Here is an 18377-nt window from a genome sequence, read left to right on the forward strand (position 1 = left end):
CTGTCCCCACATGGGCCGCCGGCGGTATCTGTACGGGCCGGTAGCGCTCCTGTCTGTGCGGGCCCTGTGCCACGTCTGGGAGCGACATCCGAGGGGGCCCCTGTGACAGCTCTGTGACAGTCGGCGGACACGGCCATGAAGTGGCCCCGGCAAAGTTCTCGGCACAGGCAAGGAAGCAGGGCGAAACACCGGAAGTCCACGACGGGGGGCGCGAGATGAACACGCTGTATGGCAACAGCACCAGCGCGGTGATCACGCGTCTGCACGACGTGAACGGGGGCCGGGGTTTCGAGAAGTCTGGTGCCGTGAGCGGGCGGGGGTGCGCTCGCGGCACCGGGCGTCAGCACACCACGTACATGTCGGTGGTTGACGCTCACACGGGGGAAGCTCACGGGGGAGCCGCGTACGGGGAGGACTCGGGGGAGCGTCGTTCGCTGTCGGAGGTGGAGTTCACCGCCTACGTCCAGGAGCGCCGCGCCTCCCTGTACGCAACCGCCTACCACCTGACCGGTGACCGCTTCGAGGCCGAGGACCTGCTGCAGAGCGCACTGTTCTCGACGTACCGGGCGTGGGACCGGATCAGTGACAAGGCGGCCGTCGGTGGATACCTCCGCCGCACCATGACCAACCTGCACATCAGCGCGTGGCGCCGCCGCAAGCTGAACGAGTACCCGACCGAGGAACTGCCGGAGACGCCCGGCGACACGGACGCGATGCGCGGCACCGAACTGCGCGCGGTCCTGTGGCAGGCGCTGGCCCGGCTGCCCGAACTCCAGCGCACCATGCTGGTCCTTCGTTACTACGAGGGCCGCACGGACCCGGAGATCGCGGAGATCCTCGACATCAGTGTCGGCACGGTGAAGTCCAGCATCTGGCGGTCGCTCCGCCGGCTGCGCGAGGACGAGGTCCTCAGCTTCGGCCGTGACGAGGAGAACGCCTTCGGGGAGCTCGTCGCCTGAAGGTCCGGGGGGAGCAAGTAACGGGGGAGCGGTAAAAGGGGGGAACCAACGGGGGTCACGGGGGACCAACGGGGGAAGCACGGGGGAGCACACGAGCGGGACTGGAGGGCCGGGGGGTCCATCCAGTCCCGCTTTCGTGTGGGCGTCGGGGGCGCGTGGCCTCTCCATGGTTTTCCGGCCTGCGGTTTTTCCGGCCTGGGACGCAGAAGGGGGCCGTGCTCTCTCAGCTGGACTCTCTCAGCTCGCCGGAGCGGCTGCCGGGCGGCGTCCCACAGCGGCGGCGGCGAGGCGGCCGAGGGCCTCGTCCCGGTCGCAGGCGTATGCGCCCAGGGTCGTCTGGCGGGCCACGATGGAGCGTTCGGCGCGCATCAGCCGCCAGCCGCGACGCAGCAGGAACGGCACGGACTTCCGGCCCTCCTTCAGATCGCGCAGGAAGCGGCGGCGGAACGTGCGGACCGGGCCGCGGCTCAGACACAACGCGTCGGCCAGCACGCCGAGTTCACGGCAGCGCGTGATGATCTCGGCGGCGAAGATGCCCTCCGCTATGAACAGCGGGGTCCGCCCCACGTCGACGGACTCCTCGCCGGTGCGGGCGCTCAAGGAGATGTCGTAGACGGGGACCTTGGTACGGCCGGTGCGGCACAGGTCCAGGATCGCGGCGATCGCGGTGTCCGAGTCCCACGAGTCCGGGTGGTCCCAGTCGATGTCGGAGCTTCCGGTCACCAGGGGCAGCGTGGGGTCCGCGCCCTCCTTGTAGAAGTCGTCGAGGCGCAGCACGGGAAGCCCGGAACGGGCGCCGACCAGGGACTTGCCCGAGCCCGAAGGGCCGCAGAGCAGCACGACACGGGCGGATGGCGGGGGAAGGATGCTCACGGGACACCAGTTTGACGCATTCCGTACGCCCTGCCGACCCCACGGGCCGGCTTTGAAGCGCGCGTCACACGTCAACTACCCTTCGTGCCGACACGGTTACCCAGTGCTGTAGAAGGTGGCAGAAGCGATGACCCGACACGCGTCCTCCCAGAATCCGACCGCCCAGCGCGCCCTGGCCGCCCTCGCGACCGCCGGTGTCGCCCTGGGGGCAGGCGCGGCGACGGCGTCCGCGGCCACCGGGCCGGTCGCCGACGTGACGCGCTCCCACCCCGCCTCGCTCGGTCACGTCGACCCGCAGGCCGGTCTCCAGGCCCTCACCGGCGCGGTCGGCCACGCCACCGGCCCGGTCGCCGGCCTCAAGCCCAACCCGCTCGCCGGCACCGGCGTCGACCCGCTCGACAACGGCGTCGGCACCCAGCTCGCCGACTTCCAGCCGGTCAACTCCCAGGCGCTGACCGGCCCGGTGGCTCAGGCGGAGTCGATCGGCGGCCTGCCGGTGGCGGGGCGGGTGGCCGGGCTGCCCGGCCGCTGAGGGGCGGGAACGCGGCAGAGGGCCGCGCCTTCCCCGGACGGTGGGGAAGGCGCGGCCCAGCGGTCCTGCGGGTTCTCAGTACGCCGAGCCGGACGCGCCCAGCGAACCCGTCGGGTGCCAGACCGTCTTCGTCTCCAGGAACGCCGTCATGCGGTCGATGCCGGGAGTCGCCGACCAGTCGTCCACAGGCTGTGGACGAAGGGCGCGCTTCAGGTTGTCCGCCGCCGCGATCTCCAGTTCCTTCGCCAGGCCGTCGTCGGCGCCGGCCAGGTCGATCGCGTTGACGTCCTGGTGCGCGGCCAGGGGCGCCGCGATCTCCGCCGTACGGCCCGAGAGGACGTTGACGACACCGCCGGGCAGGTCGGAGGTGGCCAGCACCTCGCCGAGGGAGAGGGCGGGGAGCGGGGACTTCTCGGACGCCACCACGACCGCGGTGTTGCCCGTCGCGATCACCGGGGCGACGACCGAGACCAGACCGAGGAACGACGACTCCTGCGGGGCCAGGACGGCGACCACGCCCGTCGGCTCCGGGGACGACAGGTTGAAGTACGGGCCCGCCACCGGGTTGCCGCCGCCCACCACCTGGGCGATCTTGTCGGTCCAGCCCGCGTACCAGACCCAGCGGTCGATCGTCGCGTCCACGACTGCCGCCGCCCTGGACTTCGACAGGCCCTCGGCGTCGGCGACCTCGTGGACGAACTGGGCCTTGCGGCCCTCCAGCATCTCCGCGACGCGGTAGAGGACCTGGCCCCGGTTGTACGCCGTCGCGCCGGACCAGCCGCCGAACGCCTTTCGGGCGGCGACCACCGCGTCACGGGCGTCCTTGCGGGAGGACAGGGGCGCGTTCGCCAGCCACTTGCCCTTGGAGTCGGTCACCTCGAACACCCGGCCGCTCTCGGAACGCGGGAACTTCCCGCCGACGTACAGCTTGTAGGTCTTGAAGACGCTGAGTCGCTGCTGCTCGGTCTTGTCGGTCTTGTCCGTCTTCTCAGACATCGAGGTACGCCTCCAGGCCGTGGCGACCGCCCTCGCGGCCGAAGCCCGACTCCTTGTAACCGCCGAACGGCGACGTCGGGTCGAACTTGTTGAACGTGTTGGACCAGATCACGCCCGCGCGGAGCTTGTTCGCCACCGCGAGGATGCGGGAGCCCTTCTCCGTCCAGATGCCCGCCGAGAGGCCGTACGGGGTGTTGTTGGCCTTGGCGACGGCCTCGTCCGGGGTGCGGAAGGTGAGGACGGACAGCACCGGGCCGAAGATCTCGTCACGGGCGACGGTGTGCGCCTGCGTGACGTTCGTGAACAGCGTCGGGGCGAACCAGTAACCGGAGGACGGGAGTTCGCAGGCCGGGGACCAGCGCTCGGCGCCCTCCGCCTCGCCCTGTTCGACGAGCGCGGTGATCCGGGAGAGCTGCTCCTCGGAGTTGATCGCGCCGATGTCCGTGTTCTTGTCCAGCGGGTCACCCAGACGCAGGGTGGACAGGCGGCGCTTGAGGGAGTCGAGGAGCTCGTCGTGGATCGACTCCTGGACCAGCAGCCGGCTCCCGGCGCAGCAGACCTGGCCCTGGTTGAAGAAGATGCCGTTCACGATGCCCTCGACGGCCTGGTCGATCGGGGCGTCGTCGAAGACGATGTTGGCGCCCTTGCCGCCGAGTTCGAGAGTGAGCTTCTTGCGGCTGCCCGCGACCGTGCGCGCGATCTGCTTGCCGACGGCGGTGGAGCCGGTGAAGGCGACCTTGTCGACGCCCGGGTGCGCGACCAGCGCGGCGCCCGTGTCGCCGTATCCCGGAAGGATGTTGACGACGCCGTTCGGGAGCCCGGCCTGGCGGCAGATGTCCGCGAAGAAGAGGGCCGAGAGGGGGGTTGTCTCGGCGGGCTTGAGCACCACCGTGTTGCCGGTCGCGAGCGCCGGGGCGATCTTCCACGCCAGCATCAGGAGGGGGAAGTTCCACGGGATGACCTGGCCGGCCACGCCCAGGGGGCGCGGGTTCCGGCCGAACCCGGCGTGGTCGAGCTTGTCGGCCCAGCCCGCGTAGTAGAAGAAGTGGGCGGCGACCAGGGGGAGGTCGGCGTCGCGGGTCTCCTTGATCGGCTTGCCGTTGTCGAGGGTCTCCAGGACGGCGAGCTCGCGGCTGCGCTCCTGGATGATCCGGGCGATGCGGAACAGGTACTTGGCTCGCTCGGAACCCGGCAGCGCCGACCACTTCTCGAAGGCCTTGCGGGCCGCCCCGACCGCGCGGTCGACGTCCTCGGGGCCGGCCTGGGCGACCTCGGCGAGGACCTCCTCGCTGGCGGGGCTGACCGTCTTGAAGACCTTGCCGTCGGCGGCCTCGGTGAACTCGCCGTTGATGAACAGGCCGTACGAGGGCGCGATGTCGACGATCGCGCGGGACTCCGGCGCCGGGGCGTACTCGAATGCGGAGGACCGCTTGTTCGTGTTTTCCGTGGTCATGGTGATCAGTCCACCGTCACGTAGTCGGGGCCGGAGTAGCGGCCGGTGGCCAGCTTCTGACGCTGCATCAGCAGATCGTTCAGGAGCGAGGAGGCGCCGAAGCGGAACCAGTGGTTGTCCAGCCAGTCGTCGCCCACGGTCTCGTTGACCAGGACGAGGAACTTGATCGCGTCCTTGGAGGTGCGGATGCCGCCGGCCGGCTTCACGCCCACCTGTACCCCGGTCTGCGCCCGGAAGTCGCGGACGGCCTCCAGCATCAGCAGGGTGTTCGCGGGGGTGGCGTTCACCGCCACCTTGCCGGTCGACGTCTTGATGAAGTCCGCGCCGGCCAGCATGCCGAGCCAGCTCGCGCGGCGGATGTTGTCGTACGTCGACAGCTCGCCCGTCTCGAAGATGACCTTCAGGCGGGCGTCCGTCGCGCAGGCCTCCCGCACGGCGACGATCTGGTCGTACACCTTCAGATAGTCGCCCGCGAGGAACGCGCCGCGGTCGATGACCATGTCGATCTCGTCGGCGCCGGCCGCGACGGCCTCGCGGACGTCCGCCAGCTTCACGGCGATCGGGACGCGGCCCGCCGGGAAGGCGGTGGCCACCGAGGCGACCTTGACGCCGGAGCCGGCGACCGCCGCCTTGGCGGTGGCCACCATGTCGGGGTAGACGCAGACGGCCGCGGTCGCCGGTGCCGTCCGGTCGGTCGGGTCGGGGCGGACCGCCTTGGCGCCGAGCGCCCGGACCTTGCCCGGGGTGTCCGCGCCTTCCAGCGTCGTCAGGTCGACCATCGAGATGGCGAGGTCGATGGCGTAGGCCTTCGCGGTCGTCTTGATGGAACGGGTGCCGAGCGAGGCGGCGCGCGCCTCCAGTCCGACCGCGTCGACGCCGGGCAGCCCGTGGAGGAAGCGGCGCAGCGTGCTGTCGGACGCGGTGACGTCGGCGAGAGCGTGGGGTGCAGCAGTGGACATGGTCACCAGACGAGCATATCTACGCGCGTAGCGGCTGTACAGCCAAGCGTACGTATCCGGGGCTTGTGATGTGGGGCGGGGCGTGGTCGTCGTGTGGGGTGGCGCTTGCTCGTGGCGCGGGGGGCGGCGCGTGGCTCGTGTTGGGTGGTGGCGCGTGTGGTCGTCGTGCGGGGCGGCACCGCGTACCAGGGCGCCGGGCGCGTCGGGCAGAATCGGGACCATGACGACCCCGGACCCCCAGTCACCCGCGCCGCAGCCCTCGGTCCCCGAGTACAAGGAACGGGTGCACCGGTCAGGCGCGGGCATCGCCGGCGGTGTCCTGCTGCTCGGCATCGCCTGCTGGCTCGGTATCGACGCGATCGTCGCCGGGAAGGGCAGCACGCCCTGGCGGGCGCTCGCCGCCCTGCTGTTCACGGTGCCGCTCGTCATCGCCTTCACGCTGCGGCCCGCGGTGTACGTGGGCGACGACCGGCTGCGCATCCGCAACCCGTTCCGGATCGTCGTGCTCCCCTGGGGACAGATCGAGGCGCTGCGCTCCGGCTACTCGAACGAGGTCCTCACCAAGGCCGACGGCACGTTCCAGCTGTGGGCCGTTCCCGTCTCGTTGCGGGCCCGCAACAAGGCGGCGCGGCGGGACGCCCGGCGGACCGCGCAGGAGAGCGGGCTGATGGGCTCCGGGGGCGGCGGCCGGCTCGGCGGCGGGCTCGGTGGATTGCGAGGTGGCTTGTCCGGTGGGCGCGGGGCGGTGTCGGAGGGGCCCGCACGGGCGGAGAGCGACCAGGTCATGGACGACCTGCGCGAGCTGGTGGAGAGCCGGGCAGCGGCCCGGTCGGCGCAGGGCGAGGTGACCGTGCGCTGGGCCTACGAGGTGATGGGGCCCGCGGTGGCCGGAGCCGTGCTGTTGGTGATCCTGATCGCGATCGGCTGAGACAGGGCGGCCCCGGCTCCCGGTGAAGGCCGCCCCGCTCCTGGTGAAGGCCGCCCCGCTCCTGGTGAATCAGGGCGCCCCCGGCCACACCAGTGCCATGTACGCCCCCCAGTACGCCGAGCCCAGCACCGCCGTCGCCAGTGCGAGGGCACGGAAGCGTCGGGAGGCGCGGGCCAGGTGCAGGGCCAGGGGCAGCAGCAGCGGGAAGCCCGGTAGCAGGAAGCGGGCGCGAGGGTGATAGACCCCGCCGCTGACCAGGACGATCGTCAGCAGTGCGGCGGTGAAGACCAGCAGCGGAACGGGTTGCCGGTCCCACACGGTCAGGGCGAACAGTGCCGCCGACGCGATCAGCGTGAGCGTCACCGACACCAGGAACAGCGCGGGCGTCACATCGTGGGCCAGCAGGTCCCGGAACAGGCGCAGAGTCTCCCGACCGCCGTCCAGTTCGTTGTGCCACAGCTTCTGGACGGCGAAGTATCCGTCCCAGCGACCCAGCCGCAGGCCCACCCAGCCGACGTAGGCGCACCAGCCGAGCGGGGCGAGGACCGCGGCCGTGAGGGCGCGTGGGGAGAAGCGGCGGCGCAGTGAGAGCAGGGCCGAGACGGTGATCGCGGCCGCCACCGCGATACCCGTCGGACGGGTCAGACCGGCCAGGGAGGCGAGCCAGGCCGCGGTGAGCGGTCGGTCGGTCAGCACCGCGTACAGCGCCCAGGCGGCGAAGGCCGTGAACAGGGACTCGGTGTAGCCCATCCACTGCACCAGGCCGACCGGGAGGGCGGCCCAGAGGACGGTGAGCAGGATGCCGACGCAGCGGCCGTGCAGCCGGTCACCGACGGCGAACACGCCCCAGGCCGCGACGAACGAGGCGACCACGGCGATCCCGAGACCGGTGCCGGCCCGGGTGCCCGGGGTGACGGCCGCGACGGCCTTGACCAGCATCGGGTAGAGCGGGAAGAAGGCCAGGTTGTTGGCGCTGATCGCGGTGCCGAGCTCGCGGGCGTAGCCGTGGTCGGCGATGCCGAGGTACCAGTCGGCGTCCCACCGTGTCGCCAGGATCGGCCAGACGCCGCGGTGCCGCCGGTGCGCCCATGCGGTCAGAACGAGCAGGACCGTGCCGCGTACGGCCAGGTAACCGAGGAGAGCGGGGGCCGCGTGGCGCAGGGCGCGCACGGCCCGGGCCGGTGGGGAGTCGGCGCGGGGAGCTGTGGTGACAGGGGTGTGGGGGCGCCGGGTGACTGGAACGCGGCTGCTGGGGCGGGTTTCGCGAGCGGTCGAGGACACGGCGGCAGCTCCAGTACTCGGCAGGCGGTACGGCGGCGGTGAGGCGGTACCGGCCAACCGTTGCCCCTGGGAGGAGACGGGCCGTGCAGTGGTCGTCGGCTGTCGCGCGGAAATCACTCGATGGGGTGCCTCCGAGCGGGGGCACCCCAGATGCAAGCGGGGGCACCCCAGATGCAGGGGTCAGGACGTACGCGGCGGCGTGTACGGGTCGGAACGTACGGGGCAGCGCGTACGGGTCAGATGCCCGCCGCTGCCGACAGGTCCCGTTTGATGGTCGTCAGGAGGTCCACCGCCTTCGTGCGGGCGGCCGGGAGGTCGGCGTGCGTCGCGACCGGGACGACCACCTCCAGGTAGCACTTCAGCTTCGGCTCCGTACCGCTGGGGCGGACGATGACCCGGGCGCCGTCGAGGGTGTAGCGCAGGCCGTCGGTGGGCGGCAGCCGGTCGGTGCCCCGGGTGAGGTCGTCGGTGCGGGTGATCGGCAGGCCCGCCAGCTTCGTAGGGGGGTGCTCGCGCAGGCGCCCCATCGCGTCGGCGATCAGGGAGAGGTCCTCGACGCGGACCGAGAGCTGGTCGGTGGCGTGCAGGCCGTGCTCGACCGCGATGTCGTCCAGGAGGTCGAGGAGGGTGCGGCCCTCCTCCTTGAGGCCGGAGGCGAGCTCCGTGATCAGCAGGGCCGCCGTGATGCCGTCCTTGTCCCGTACGCCGTCAGGGTCCACGCAGTACCCGAGGGCCTCCTCGTAGCCGTAACGGAGGCCCTCCACACGGGCGATCCACTTGAATCCGGTGAGGGTCTCCTCGTAGGGGAGGCCCGCCTTCTCCGCGATCCGGCCGAGCAGGGAGGAGGACACGATCGATTCGGCGAAGGTGCCCTGGGCTCCGCGGCCGACCAGGTGGGTGGCGAGGAGGGCGCCGACCTCGTCGCCCCGGAGCATGCGCCAGTCTCCGCGCGCGCCGCTTTCGCCGCTCTCGTCGCTCTCGTCGTTTTCTTCGCGCTCCTTGACCGCCACGGCGCAGCGGTCCGCGTCCGGGTCGTTGGCGATGATCAGGTCGGGGTTCGTCTCGCGGGCCTTCGCGAAGGCGAGGTCCATCGCGCCGGGCTCTTCCGGGTTGGGGAAGGCGACGGTGGGGAAGTCCGGGTCCGGGTCGGCCTGTTCGGTGACCAGGGCGGGGGTCGGGAAGCCGGCGCGGGCGAACGCGGCGAGGAGGGTTTCCCTGCCGACGCCGTGCATCGCCGTGTAGACGGTGCGGGCGGTGCGGGGGGAGCCGGCGGCGAGGACGGCGTCCGTGCGGGCGAGGTAGGCGTCGAGGACGGAGTCGTCGAGGGTGTCCCAGCCGGTGGTGGGGCGGGGGACGGTGGCGAGGGTGGTGACGGCGGCGATCTCGGCGGCGATCTCGGCGTCCGCCGGGGGGACGATCTGGGAGCCGTCGCCGAGGTAGACCTTGTAGCCGTTGTCGCGGGGCGGGTTGTGGCTGGCGGTGACCTCCACGCCGGCGACCGCGCCGAGATGCCTTATGGCGTAGGCGAGGACGGGCGTCGGGAGGGGGCGGGGGAGGACGGCCGCGCGCAGGCCCGCGCCGGTCATGACGGCGGCGGTGTCCTGTGCGAAGTCGGCGGACTTGTGGCGGGCGTCGTAGCCGATGACGACGAGGCCGCCGGTGTGGCCCTTGGCGTTGAGGTACGCGGCGAGTCCGGCGGCGGCTCGGATGACGACCGCGCGGTTCATGCGCATCGGGCCCGCGCCGAGTTCGCCGCGTAGGCCCGCGGTGCCGAACTGGAGGGTGCCGGTGAAGCGTGCGGTGAGCTCTGTGACGTCCTCGGTGTTGATGAGCTTGGCGAGTTCGTCACGGGTTTCCGTGTCGGGGTCCTCGGCCAGCCATGCCTTGGCTCGTGCGATGAGATCGTCGTGCACGTTCGGTCAACCTCTCGTTTCGGTTCGCTTGCGGCTTGCGGTTCGTGGGGGCGGGTTGTTGCGCCCCCGCCGCCCTTACCCGTTCCCATCCCCAGGGGCGTTGCCCCTTCGACCCCACCAGGGGCTCCGTCCCTGGACCCCGGCGGGGACTGCGTCCCCGGCACCCCTTGCGGGGTCTCGGCCCCCCCCCGGGCCTCCGCGGGGACTGCGTCCCCTGCACCCCTCGCGGGGGTGGCGTCCCCTGGACCCCGGCGGGGACTGCGTCCCCTGCACCCCTCGCGGGGGTGGCGTCCCCCGGGCCCCGGCGGGGACTGCGTCCCCCGCTCCCCGCTGGGCTCCGACGGACTGCGTCCCCCGCGCCCTCGCGAGGACGCCGTCCCCGGGCCCCCAACGGGGACGCCGTCCCCTGTGATCGCCCCGGCGCCCCCGGCGGGGACTTCGGCCCCGCCCACTTCGCGGGGCCGGCTCCGCCGGAGTCGGCGGGGAGTTCGTTTCCTGTCCCGGTCGCGGGTGGGCTACAGCCGGCCGAGCAGTTGGGTGAGTAGTGAGCCCATGCGGGTTGCGGAGTCGCGGCCTGCCTGGAGGACCTCCTCGTGGTTGAGGGGCTCGCCTGTCATGCCTGCCGCGAGGTTGGTCACCAGGGAGATGCCCAGTACCTCCGCACCCGCCTCGCGTGCGGCGATGGCTTCCAGGACCGTCGACATGCCGACCAGGTCCGCGCCGATGACGCGGGCCATGCGGATCTCGGCCGGGGTCTCGTAGTGCGGGCCGGGGAACTGGGCGTAGACGCCCTCCTCCAGCGTCGGGTCGACCTCCTTGCACAGGGCGCGCAGGCGGGGGGAGTAGAGGTCGGTGAGGTCGACGAAGTTGGCGCCGATGATGGGGCTGGTGGCCGTCAGGTTGATGTGGTCGCTGATCAGGACCGGCTGGCCGGGGCGCATGCCCTCGCGGAGGCCTCCGCAGCCGTTGGTCAGGATGATCGTCTTGCTGCCGGCGGCGACGGCGGTGCGGACCCCGTGGGCCACGGCGGCCACGCCTCGGCCCTCGTAGAAGTGCGTACGCCCCAGGAAGACCAGGGCACGCTTCTCGCCAATCGTGTACGAGCGGATCTTGCCTCCGTGGCCCTCCACCGCCGGCGGCGGGAACCCGGGCAGCTCGGTGACCGGGAACTCGGCATCGGGAGCACCGAGGGCATCCACGGCCGGCGCCCAGCCGGAGCCCATGACGAGGGCGACGTCGTGGGTCTCGGCACCGGTCAGTTCGCGCAGGCGCGCGGCGGCGGCGTCGGCTGCGGCGTGGGGGTCGCCCTGGAGGTCGTCCGGAAGAAGAGATGCGTTCACGCGCCTGAGAGTAGCCGGTCTGGGCCTACGCGCGTAGATGAGAGAGCTCGCGGGACGGCGATCGTTGTCTTGTCGTTTCCAACCAGGGGCGGCCCCGTCAGCAGGGACGCTTGCGCAGCTCCATCACGTAGTCGTGCGGCGCTCCCGCCGACTCGGCGGCATCGGCGATCTCCCCGAGGTAGCGGGCCGAGGGCAGGCCGCCCTCGTACCCGTTGAGGACGTAGACCCAGGCGGGTTCCTGGCCCTCCAGGGTGTGCACGCGCATCCGCATCCGGCGGTAGATGTCCAGGCCCACGCCCTCCCAGCGGTCCATGGAGTCCTCGTCCATGGGCGCGAGGTCGTACAGCGCGACGAAGACCTGCGCGCCGGGGGCCTCCACGATCGTCGCCAGGGCGCCCTCCCAGCCCATGTGCTCGCCGCCGAAGGTCAGCCGCCAGTCGTTCAGCCAGCCCGTCGCGCGCAGCGGAGAGTGCGGGGCGCGGCGCGTCATCAGACGCGGGTCGAGGTTGCCCGCGTACGCGGCATAGAGCGACATGGGTCGAGGGTACGGCAGGTGGGCTCGGGTGCCTCAGTCGTCCCGTCCGTGGCTTTGGTACCCGGGCGTATCTGCCGTGGCAGCCCCCGCCACCTGGGGTGGTCGTCCCGTCGGGGCCCCGGGGCGGTGGCGTGCCGGGGCGTGCGGGACAATGGAGCATGTGACTCGGATCGTGATCATCGGTGGCGGACCCGGCGGATACGAAGCGGCGCTCGTGGCCGCTCAGCTCGGCGCGGAGGTGACCGTCGTCGACTGCGACGGTCTGGGCGGGGCGTCGGTCCTCACGGACTGCGTGCCGTCGAAGACCCTGATCGCCACGGCCGAGGTGATGACCACCTTCGACTCGTCGTACGAGGAACTGGGGATCATCGTCGCCGACGACACCCCGCCCATGGAGCAGGCCGCTCGGGTGGTGGGGGTCGATCTGGGGAAGGTCAACCGGCGTGTGAAGCGGCTCGCGCTGGCTCAGTCGCACGACATCGCGGCGTCGGTGACGCGGGCCGGCGCCCGGGTGCTGCGGGGCCGCGGACGGCTGGAGGGCATGCAGGCCCTCGACGGATCGCGGAAGGTGATCGTGCGGGCCGCCGACGGGAGCGAGGAGACGCTCACCGCGGACGCCGTGCTCGTCGCCACCGGCGGGCACCCTCGCGAGCTGCCCGACGCCCAGCCCGACGGCGAGCGGATCCTGAACTGGACCCAGGTGTACGACCTGACCGAGCTGCCCGAGGAGCTCATCGTGGTCGGCTCCGGTGTCACCGGTGCCGAGTTCGCCGGGGCCTACCAGGCGCTCGGGTCGAAGGTCACGCTGGTGTCGTCGCGGGACCGGGTGCTGCCGGGCGAGGACCCGGACGCCGCGGCCGTGCTGGAGGACGTCTTCCGGCGCCGGGGCATGAACGTCCTGGCGCGCTCCCGGGCCCAGTCCGCGAAGCGGGTCGGGGACCGCGTCGAGGTCACGCTGGCGGACGGCCGGGTCATCAGCGGCTCGCACTGTCTGATGGCCGTCGGCGCCATTCCGAACAGTGCCGGGATGGGGCTTGAGGAGGCCGGGGTCAGGCTGCGGGAGTCCGGTCACATCTGGACCGACAAGGTCTCCCGGACCACGGCTCCCGGGGTGTACGCGGCCGGTGACGTGACCGGGGTGTTCGCGCTCGCCTCGGTGGCGGCCATGCAGGGGCGTATCGCCATGTACCACTACCTGGGCGACGCGGTGGCGCCGCTGAACCTGAAGACCGTCTCGTCCAACGTCTTCACCGACCCCGAGATCGCCACCGTCGGCTACAGCCAGGCCGACGTCGACGGCGGGAAGATCGACGCCCGGGGGGTGAAGTTGCCGCTGCTGCGCAACCCGCGGGCGAAGATGCAGGGCATCCGGGACGGCTTCGTCAAGATCTTCTGCCGGCCCGGCACCGGGATCGTGGTGGGCGGTGTCGTCGTGTCGCCCCGCGCCTCGGAGCTGATCCACCCCATCTCGCTCGCCGTCGACAACAATCTGACCGTCGAGCAGATCGCGAACGCCTTCACCGTCTATCCCTCCCTTTCGGGCTCGATCGCCGAGGTCGCCCGCCAGTTGCACACCCGCAAGGCGGACGACGGAGGCTGACCGCCACGACGACCGAAAGTGATTCCTCGCTGGTCACGGGGAGTTGTCGAGCATGCGTGCGGCATAGGCGGGTGGAATGGGCCCTATACCACTTCCCGTCCTGCTGTACGAACAACTTCTGCTATTCGGCGCAAACTGCTGAAAGCAGACGGTCGTTGGGGTTACTGTCAGTTTCGTGTTCGCTGCAGAACGTCGCCAATTGATCCTCGAAATGGTGCGAGCCAACGGAGCCGTGTCGCTCCGTGAACTCGCCCGCGTCGTCCAGACCTCCGAAGTGACCGTACGGCGGGACGTGCGCGCACTGGAGGCAGAAGGACTCCTCGACCGCCGGCATGGCGGTGCGGTATTACCGGGCGGATTCACGCGGGAGTCCGGCTTTCCGCAGAAATCCCATCTCGCGACCGCCGAGAAGACGGCCATCGCCGATCTCGCCGCGAGCTTCGTCGAAGAGGGCGAGGCCATCGTGGTCGGGGCGGGTACCACCACGCAGGAGCTGGCCCGCCGGCTCGCGCGGGTGCCCGGGCTGACCGTCGTCACCAACTCCCTCCTGGTGGCCCAGGCCTTGGCCCATGCCAACCGGGTGGAGGTCGTGATGACCGGCGGCACCCTGCGTGGCTCCAACTACGCCCTCGTGGGCAGCGGTGCCGAGCAGTCCCTCCAAGGGCTCAGGGTCTCCCGGGCCTTCCTGTCCGGGAGCGGGCTGACCGCCGAGCGCGGGCTGTCCACGTCCAACATGCTGTCGGCGTCCGTGGACCGGGCGTTGGTGCAGGCCGCCGCCGAGGTCGTCGTCCTCGCCGACCACACCAAGCTCGGCACCGACACCATGTTCCAGACCGTGCCGACCGATTTCATCACCCGCCTCGTCACGGACGAACCGCCCGCCCACGACGACCGTGCGGCCACCGAGCTCCAGGCCCTCGCCGACCAGGGGGTGCAGATCGCCGTGGCCGGGGCGTCGGAGAACCCGGGGGGTGATCAGGTCCCGGCGCGCCGCGGCCAGCGTCGGGACGTGCCCGTTCCGGGCCCGCGCCGCGGTCAGGTCCCCGGCGGCGGACCGGGGTTGCGCCCGGCCGCGGCCCTCGGAGAGCAGACCCCCGGCACGGAACGGGCGGCGCGGGTCGCGGACCTCCGCCGCCGCTGACCAGGCGGTCGGCTCCGAAGGACCGGCGGGCGCGGTGCGCTCCGCGGGTCGGCCGGCTGCAGGGCGCCGGTGAGATCGGTGGGTCGGCCGGCTGCACGGGGCCGGTGGGCTCTGCGGGCTCGGTGCCGTACGGCTGGGCTTCAGGTTGTCAGTCGGGTCAGTGCCCCGCCGGGGTGCCGGCCGCCGAACCGTCGTCAGTCCGTGCCCGAGCGAGTGCCCGTGTCCGAGCCCGAGCCAGCGCCCGTGCGCCAGGTCCCGTGCCCGAGCCGGTGCCCGAGCCGGTGCCCGTGCCCGAGCCGGTGCCCGCGAGGCCACCCCGTCGAGTTGCTCCACCGCCCCGACGACGCACCGCGCCCCGTGGCCGACGGCCCGCGCAAAAGCGTGGCGTGCACACACGTGTCGGGGACACGCGTGGCGGGGGCACCCAGCCACCACCGTCTCTGCCTCGCCGCGAAGTCGCCCGGACGGCACGGCCCCGCTCAAACGAAAGCGCCCGGCGGACTGAGGAAGTCAGTCCGCCGGGCGCCTCGGCACACCCGGGTGTCAGTCCTTGATCTCGCAGATCGCCGCGCCGGACGTGAGGGACGCGCCGACGTCAGCGGACAGGCCCTTGATGGTGCCGGACTTGTGCGCGTTCAGAGGCTGTTCCATCTTCATCGCTTCGAGGACGACGACCAGGTCGCCCTCCTTGACCTCCTGGCCCTCCTCGACGGCGACCTTGACGATGGTGCCCTGCATCGGGGAGGCGAGGGTGTCGCCGGAGGCGGCGGGGCCGGACTTCTTGGCCGCGCGGCGCTTGGGCTTGGCGCCCGCCGCCAGGCCGGTGCGGGCCAGCGACATGCCGAGCGAGACCGGCAGGGAGACCTCGAGGCGCTTGCCGCCGACCTCGACGACGACCGTCTCGCGGCCCGCCTCCTCGTCCGTGTCCGCGTCGGCGGGGGCGGCGAAGGGCTTGATCTCGTTGACGAACTCGGTCTCGATCCAGCGGGTGTGGACCGTGAACGGGTCGGCGGAACCGGTCAGTTCGGGAGCGAACGCAGGGTCCTGGACGACCGCGCGGTGGAACGGGATGGCGGTGGCCATGCCCTCGACCTGGAACTCCTCCAGGGCGCGGGCGGCGCGCTGGAGGGCCTGCGCGCGGGTCGCGCCGGTGACGATCAGCTTGGCCAGCAGCGAGTCCCAGGCCGGACCGATGACCGAGCCGGACTCGACACCCGCGTCCAGACGCACACCCGGGCCGGACGGCGCCGCGAACGTGGTGACCGTGCCGGGGGCCGGGAGGAAGCCGCGGCCGGGGTCCTCGCCGTTGATGCGGAACTCGAAGGAGTGGCCGCGCAGCTCGGGGTCGCCGTAGCCCAGTTCCTCGCCGTCGGCGATACGGAACATCTCGCGGACGAGGTCGATGCCGGCGACCTCCTCGGTGACCGGGTGCTCGACCTGGAGCCGGGTGTTGACCTCCAGGAACGAGATCGTGCCGTCGAGACCGACCAGGAACTCGACGGTGCCGGCGCCGACGTAGCCGGCCTCTTTCAGGATGGCCTTCGAGGAGGAGTACAGCTCGGCGACCTGCGCCTCGGACAGGAACGGCGCCGGGGCCTCCTCGACCAGCTTCTGGTGACGGCGCTGCAGCGAGCAGTCACGGGTGGAGACGACGACCACGTTGCCGTGCTGGTCGGCCAGGCACTGGGTCTCCACGTGCCGGGGCTTGTCCAGGTAGCGCTCGACGAAGCACTCGCCCCGGCCGAAGGCGGCGACCGCCTCACGGACGGCCGAGTCGTAGAGCTCGGGGACTTCTTCCAGCGTCCGGGCGACCTTCAGACCGCGGCCGCCACCGCCGAAGGCGGCCTTGATCGCGATCGGCAGGCCGTGCTCCCGGGCGAAGGCGACGACCTCGTCGGAACCGGACACCGGGTCGGGCGTGCCGGCGACCAGAGGCGCGCCGGCACGCTGGGCGATGTGCCGGGCGGCGACCTTGTCGCCGAGGTCGCGGATGGCCTGCGGCGGCGGGCCGATCCAGATCAGGTCCGCGTCCAGGACCGCCTGCGCGAACTCGGCGTTCTCCGAGAGGAAGCCGTATCCGGGATGGATGGCGTCGGCGCCGGACTCGCGCGCGGCGTTCAGCACCTTCTCGATGTCGAGGTAGCTGGTCGCGGGAGTGTCACCGCCCAGCGCGAACGCCTCATCCGCGGCGCGGACATGCAGAGCGTCCCGGTCCGGGTCGGCGTATACGGCCACGCTCGCGATACCGGCATCCCGGCAGGCCCGGGCCACGCGGACAGCGATTTCGCCACGGTTGGCGATGAGCACCTTGCGCACGATTGAGGCTCCCTCCTTGAAACAAGCCGAGTTTAGGGACTGCCGACACGACACTTCGACCCGTCCCCTTTGGTGAGCTTGCCCACACGGAGCGTTATACGAGGCTTGCTCGACCGGGGAAATCCCTTGTCACACCTTGGTACGCGGGACTCCTCCCGGAAACCCTAGCCCTCACATGTGGTCAAGGTCTCTGTGGTGGCGTGCTGCGGCCCACTCTGTTTCTTTGTGGAGTCCCTACGAATGGCCCAATGATTCTTTGCCCGCCGCCGGACTCTTGTCCCCACGTTTACCGGTTAGTAGCGTTCACGCTGTCTCGAACGTACTTCAGGCCACAGCAGCCATGCTCGGGTCTCAGTCGAAGGTGGGTGGACCAGTGGTGGTGCGCAGGCCGGTGGCGTGGATCGTGGCGGTCGTGCTCTTCGCGGAGGCGCTCGGCGTCGCCGCGTTGAACTGGTTCCTCGGGATCGTCGTCGACCGGCAGGACATGTCCCTGGCCGGCCTCGACCCCGACATGATGTCCACCTCGTCGAAGATCGGCGGGATCGTCTTCGGTCTCTACTTCGGCTTCTGCGGCCTGGTCGCGCTGCTGGTGGCCCTGCGCGACCGTGCGCCCGCCGGCCTCGGACGCGTCCTGCTGATCAGCGTGGCCGTGGTGCACGGGCTGCTGGGCGCGTTCGCCTGGGGGCTGCTGGGCTGGCCCCAGTTCCTGTTCATGGTCCTGGTGCTGGTCCTGATCGTGCTGCTGCTGATGACGTACGACAGCCCGGGCGTGCCCGCACCCGCGCCGGCCGACGCGCCGGCCCCCGGCGGTACTCCGAACGGAGCCAAGGGCGACGGCGGCTCCCCGATCACACCGCCGGCGCCCAGCACGCCCTGACGACGTCCAGCCCGGCCGCGCCGGTCACTTCTCCGGCGGCGCCCACAGCTCCGTGATTCCGACGCCCAGTTCGGCCAGCAGCCGGCGAACGAGGGGCAGGCTGATGCCGATCACGTTGCCGTGGTCGCCGTCGATGCCGTCGATGAACGGGGCCGAGCGACCGTCCAAGGTGAACGCCCCCGCGACGTACAGCGGTTCGCCCGAGGCGACGTACGCGGCGACCTCGTCGTCGGTCGGCTCACCGAAGTGGACGACGGTGGAGGCGGTGGCGGAGGCGTAGCGCCCGTTGCCCGTGTCGTAGACGCAGTGACCCGTCTGGAGGGTTCCGGCGCGTCCGCGCATCGCCTTCCAGCGGGCGGTGGCCTCCTCGGCGTCCGCCGGTTTGCCGAGCGCCTGACCGTCCAGGTCGAGCACCGAGTCGCAGCCGATCACCAGGGCGCCCCGGACCTCGGGCTTCGCCGCGACCACGGAGGCCTTCGCCTCGGCCAGGGCGAGCGCCAGCTCGGCGGGGGTCGGGGCGGTGACGGCGTCCTCGTCGACACCGCTCACGATCACCTCGGGGTCGAGTCCTGCCTGACGCAGCAGTCCGAGCCGGGCGGGGGACTGGGAGGCGAGGACGAGTCGGCGGCGTGGCTGAGCAGTCATACGGTCAGGGTATCGGCGGCCCGGCGCCC

The 18377-nt window shown here is 71.6% G+C and carries 16 protein-coding genes; 6 read left to right on the plus strand and 10 right to left on the minus strand.

Going from position 1 to position 18377, the window contains the following annotated elements:
• The first annotated feature begins 215 nt into the window (after positions 1-215).
• Positions 216-959 (plus strand): SigE family RNA polymerase sigma factor, encoded by a 744-nt coding sequence (locus tag OHA64_RS30300; RefSeq protein WP_405618371.1) that lies wholly within the window; start codon positions 216-218, stop codon positions 957-959.
• 237 nt (positions 960-1196) lie between these two features.
• Here the strand turns inward: OHA64_RS30300 and OHA64_RS30305 are convergent, their stop codons facing one another.
• Positions 1197-1832 (minus strand): uridine kinase, encoded by a 636-nt coding sequence (locus tag OHA64_RS30305; protein WP_405618374.1) that lies wholly within the window; start codon positions 1830-1832, stop codon positions 1197-1199.
• Positions 1833-1959: 127 nt separating this feature from the next.
• Here OHA64_RS30305 and OHA64_RS30310 point away from each other — a divergent pair, with 127 nt between their 5' ends.
• Positions 1960-2364: a hypothetical protein gene (locus tag OHA64_RS30310; RefSeq protein WP_405618376.1), complete on the plus strand. Its 405-nt coding sequence runs from the start codon at positions 1960-1962 to the stop codon at positions 2362-2364.
• Positions 2365-2439: 75 nt separating this feature from the next.
• Here OHA64_RS30310 and OHA64_RS30315 read toward each other — a convergent pair whose 3' ends face one another.
• From OHA64_RS30315 to deoC, 3 genes are read right to left on the minus strand one after another with little or no spacing between them, the layout of a single operon-like run.
• On the minus strand, positions 2440-3360 hold the full coding sequence (locus OHA64_RS30315) for an aldehyde dehydrogenase family protein (protein WP_405618378.1): 921 nt from the start codon (positions 3358-3360) through the stop codon (positions 2440-2442).
• Positions 3353-4813: an aldehyde dehydrogenase family protein gene (locus OHA64_RS30320; RefSeq protein WP_405618380.1), complete on the minus strand. Its 1461-nt coding sequence runs from the start codon at positions 4811-4813 to the stop codon at positions 3353-3355. Before OHA64_RS30320 ends, OHA64_RS30315 begins: the two co-directional genes overlap by 8 nt.
• Before the next feature lie 5 nt (positions 4814-4818).
• On the minus strand, positions 4819-5772 hold the full coding sequence (deoC, locus tag OHA64_RS30325; protein ID WP_405624178.1) for a deoxyribose-phosphate aldolase: 954 nt from the start codon (positions 5770-5772) through the stop codon (positions 4819-4821).
• Positions 5773-5992: 220 nt separating this feature from the next.
• On the opposite strand from deoC, the gene OHA64_RS30330 reads away from it, so the two are divergent.
• Positions 5993-6700, plus strand: coding sequence for a PH domain-containing protein (locus tag OHA64_RS30330; protein ID WP_405618382.1), 708 nt, complete (start codon positions 5993-5995; stop codon positions 6698-6700).
• 69 nt (positions 6701-6769) lie between these two features.
• On the opposite strand, the gene OHA64_RS30335 is transcribed toward OHA64_RS30330, so the two are convergent.
• The 4 genes from OHA64_RS30335 to OHA64_RS30350 all read right to left on the minus strand — a co-directional run bounded on the left by OHA64_RS30335 (position 6770) and on the right by OHA64_RS30350 (position 11769).
• On the minus strand, positions 6770-7981 hold the full coding sequence (locus tag OHA64_RS30335) for a hypothetical protein (RefSeq protein WP_405618384.1): 1212 nt from the start codon (positions 7979-7981) through the stop codon (positions 6770-6772).
• A gap of 236 nt (positions 7982-8217) precedes the next feature.
• A complete protein-coding gene (locus OHA64_RS30340; RefSeq protein WP_405618386.1) occupies positions 8218-9894 on the minus strand; it encodes a phospho-sugar mutase in 1677 nt (558 codons plus the stop codon).
• A 515-nt stretch (positions 9895-10409) separates the two neighbouring features.
• Positions 10410-11234 (minus strand): purine-nucleoside phosphorylase, encoded by an 825-nt coding sequence (locus OHA64_RS30345; protein ID WP_405618388.1) that lies wholly within the window; start codon positions 11232-11234, stop codon positions 10410-10412.
• A gap of 97 nt (positions 11235-11331) precedes the next feature.
• Positions 11332-11769: a gamma-glutamylcyclotransferase gene (locus OHA64_RS30350; RefSeq protein ID WP_405618390.1), complete on the minus strand. Its 438-nt coding sequence runs from the start codon at positions 11767-11769 to the stop codon at positions 11332-11334.
• A gap of 151 nt (positions 11770-11920) precedes the next feature.
• Here OHA64_RS30350 and OHA64_RS30355 point away from each other — a divergent pair, with 151 nt between their 5' ends.
• Entirely contained in the window at positions 11921-13369 is a 1449-nt protein-coding gene (locus OHA64_RS30355) for an NAD(P)H-quinone dehydrogenase (RefSeq protein WP_405618392.1), read from the plus strand.
• A gap of 175 nt (positions 13370-13544) precedes the next feature.
• Positions 13545-14510 carry a DeoR/GlpR family DNA-binding transcription regulator gene (locus OHA64_RS30360; protein ID WP_405618394.1) on the plus strand — a complete coding sequence of 322 codons (966 nt, stop codon included), beginning with the start codon at positions 13545-13547 and terminating at the stop codon, positions 14508-14510.
• A 543-nt stretch (positions 14511-15053) separates the two neighbouring features.
• Here OHA64_RS30360 and OHA64_RS30365 read toward each other — a convergent pair.
• Positions 15054-16826, minus strand: a complete 1773-nt coding sequence (locus OHA64_RS30365) for an acetyl/propionyl/methylcrotonyl-CoA carboxylase subunit alpha (protein WP_405618397.1) — start codon at positions 16824-16826, stop codon at positions 15054-15056.
• Positions 16827-17166: 340 nt separating this feature from the next.
• Here OHA64_RS30365 and OHA64_RS30370 point away from each other — a divergent pair, with 340 nt between their 5' ends.
• Positions 17167-17703, plus strand: coding sequence for a hypothetical protein (locus OHA64_RS30370; RefSeq protein ID WP_405618399.1), 537 nt, complete (start codon positions 17167-17169; stop codon positions 17701-17703).
• A 24-nt stretch (positions 17704-17727) separates the two neighbouring features.
• Here the strand turns inward: OHA64_RS30370 and OHA64_RS30375 are convergent, their stop codons facing one another.
• Complete coding sequence (locus tag OHA64_RS30375; RefSeq protein WP_405618401.1) at positions 17728-18348, minus strand: Maf family protein; 621 nt, start codon at positions 18346-18348, stop codon at positions 17728-17730.
• Positions 18349-18377: the final 29 nt, after the last annotated feature.

This window comes from Streptomyces sp. NBC_00076 (assembly GCF_045041235.1).
GTDB lineage: Bacteria > Actinomycetota > Actinomycetes > Streptomycetales > Streptomycetaceae > Streptomyces.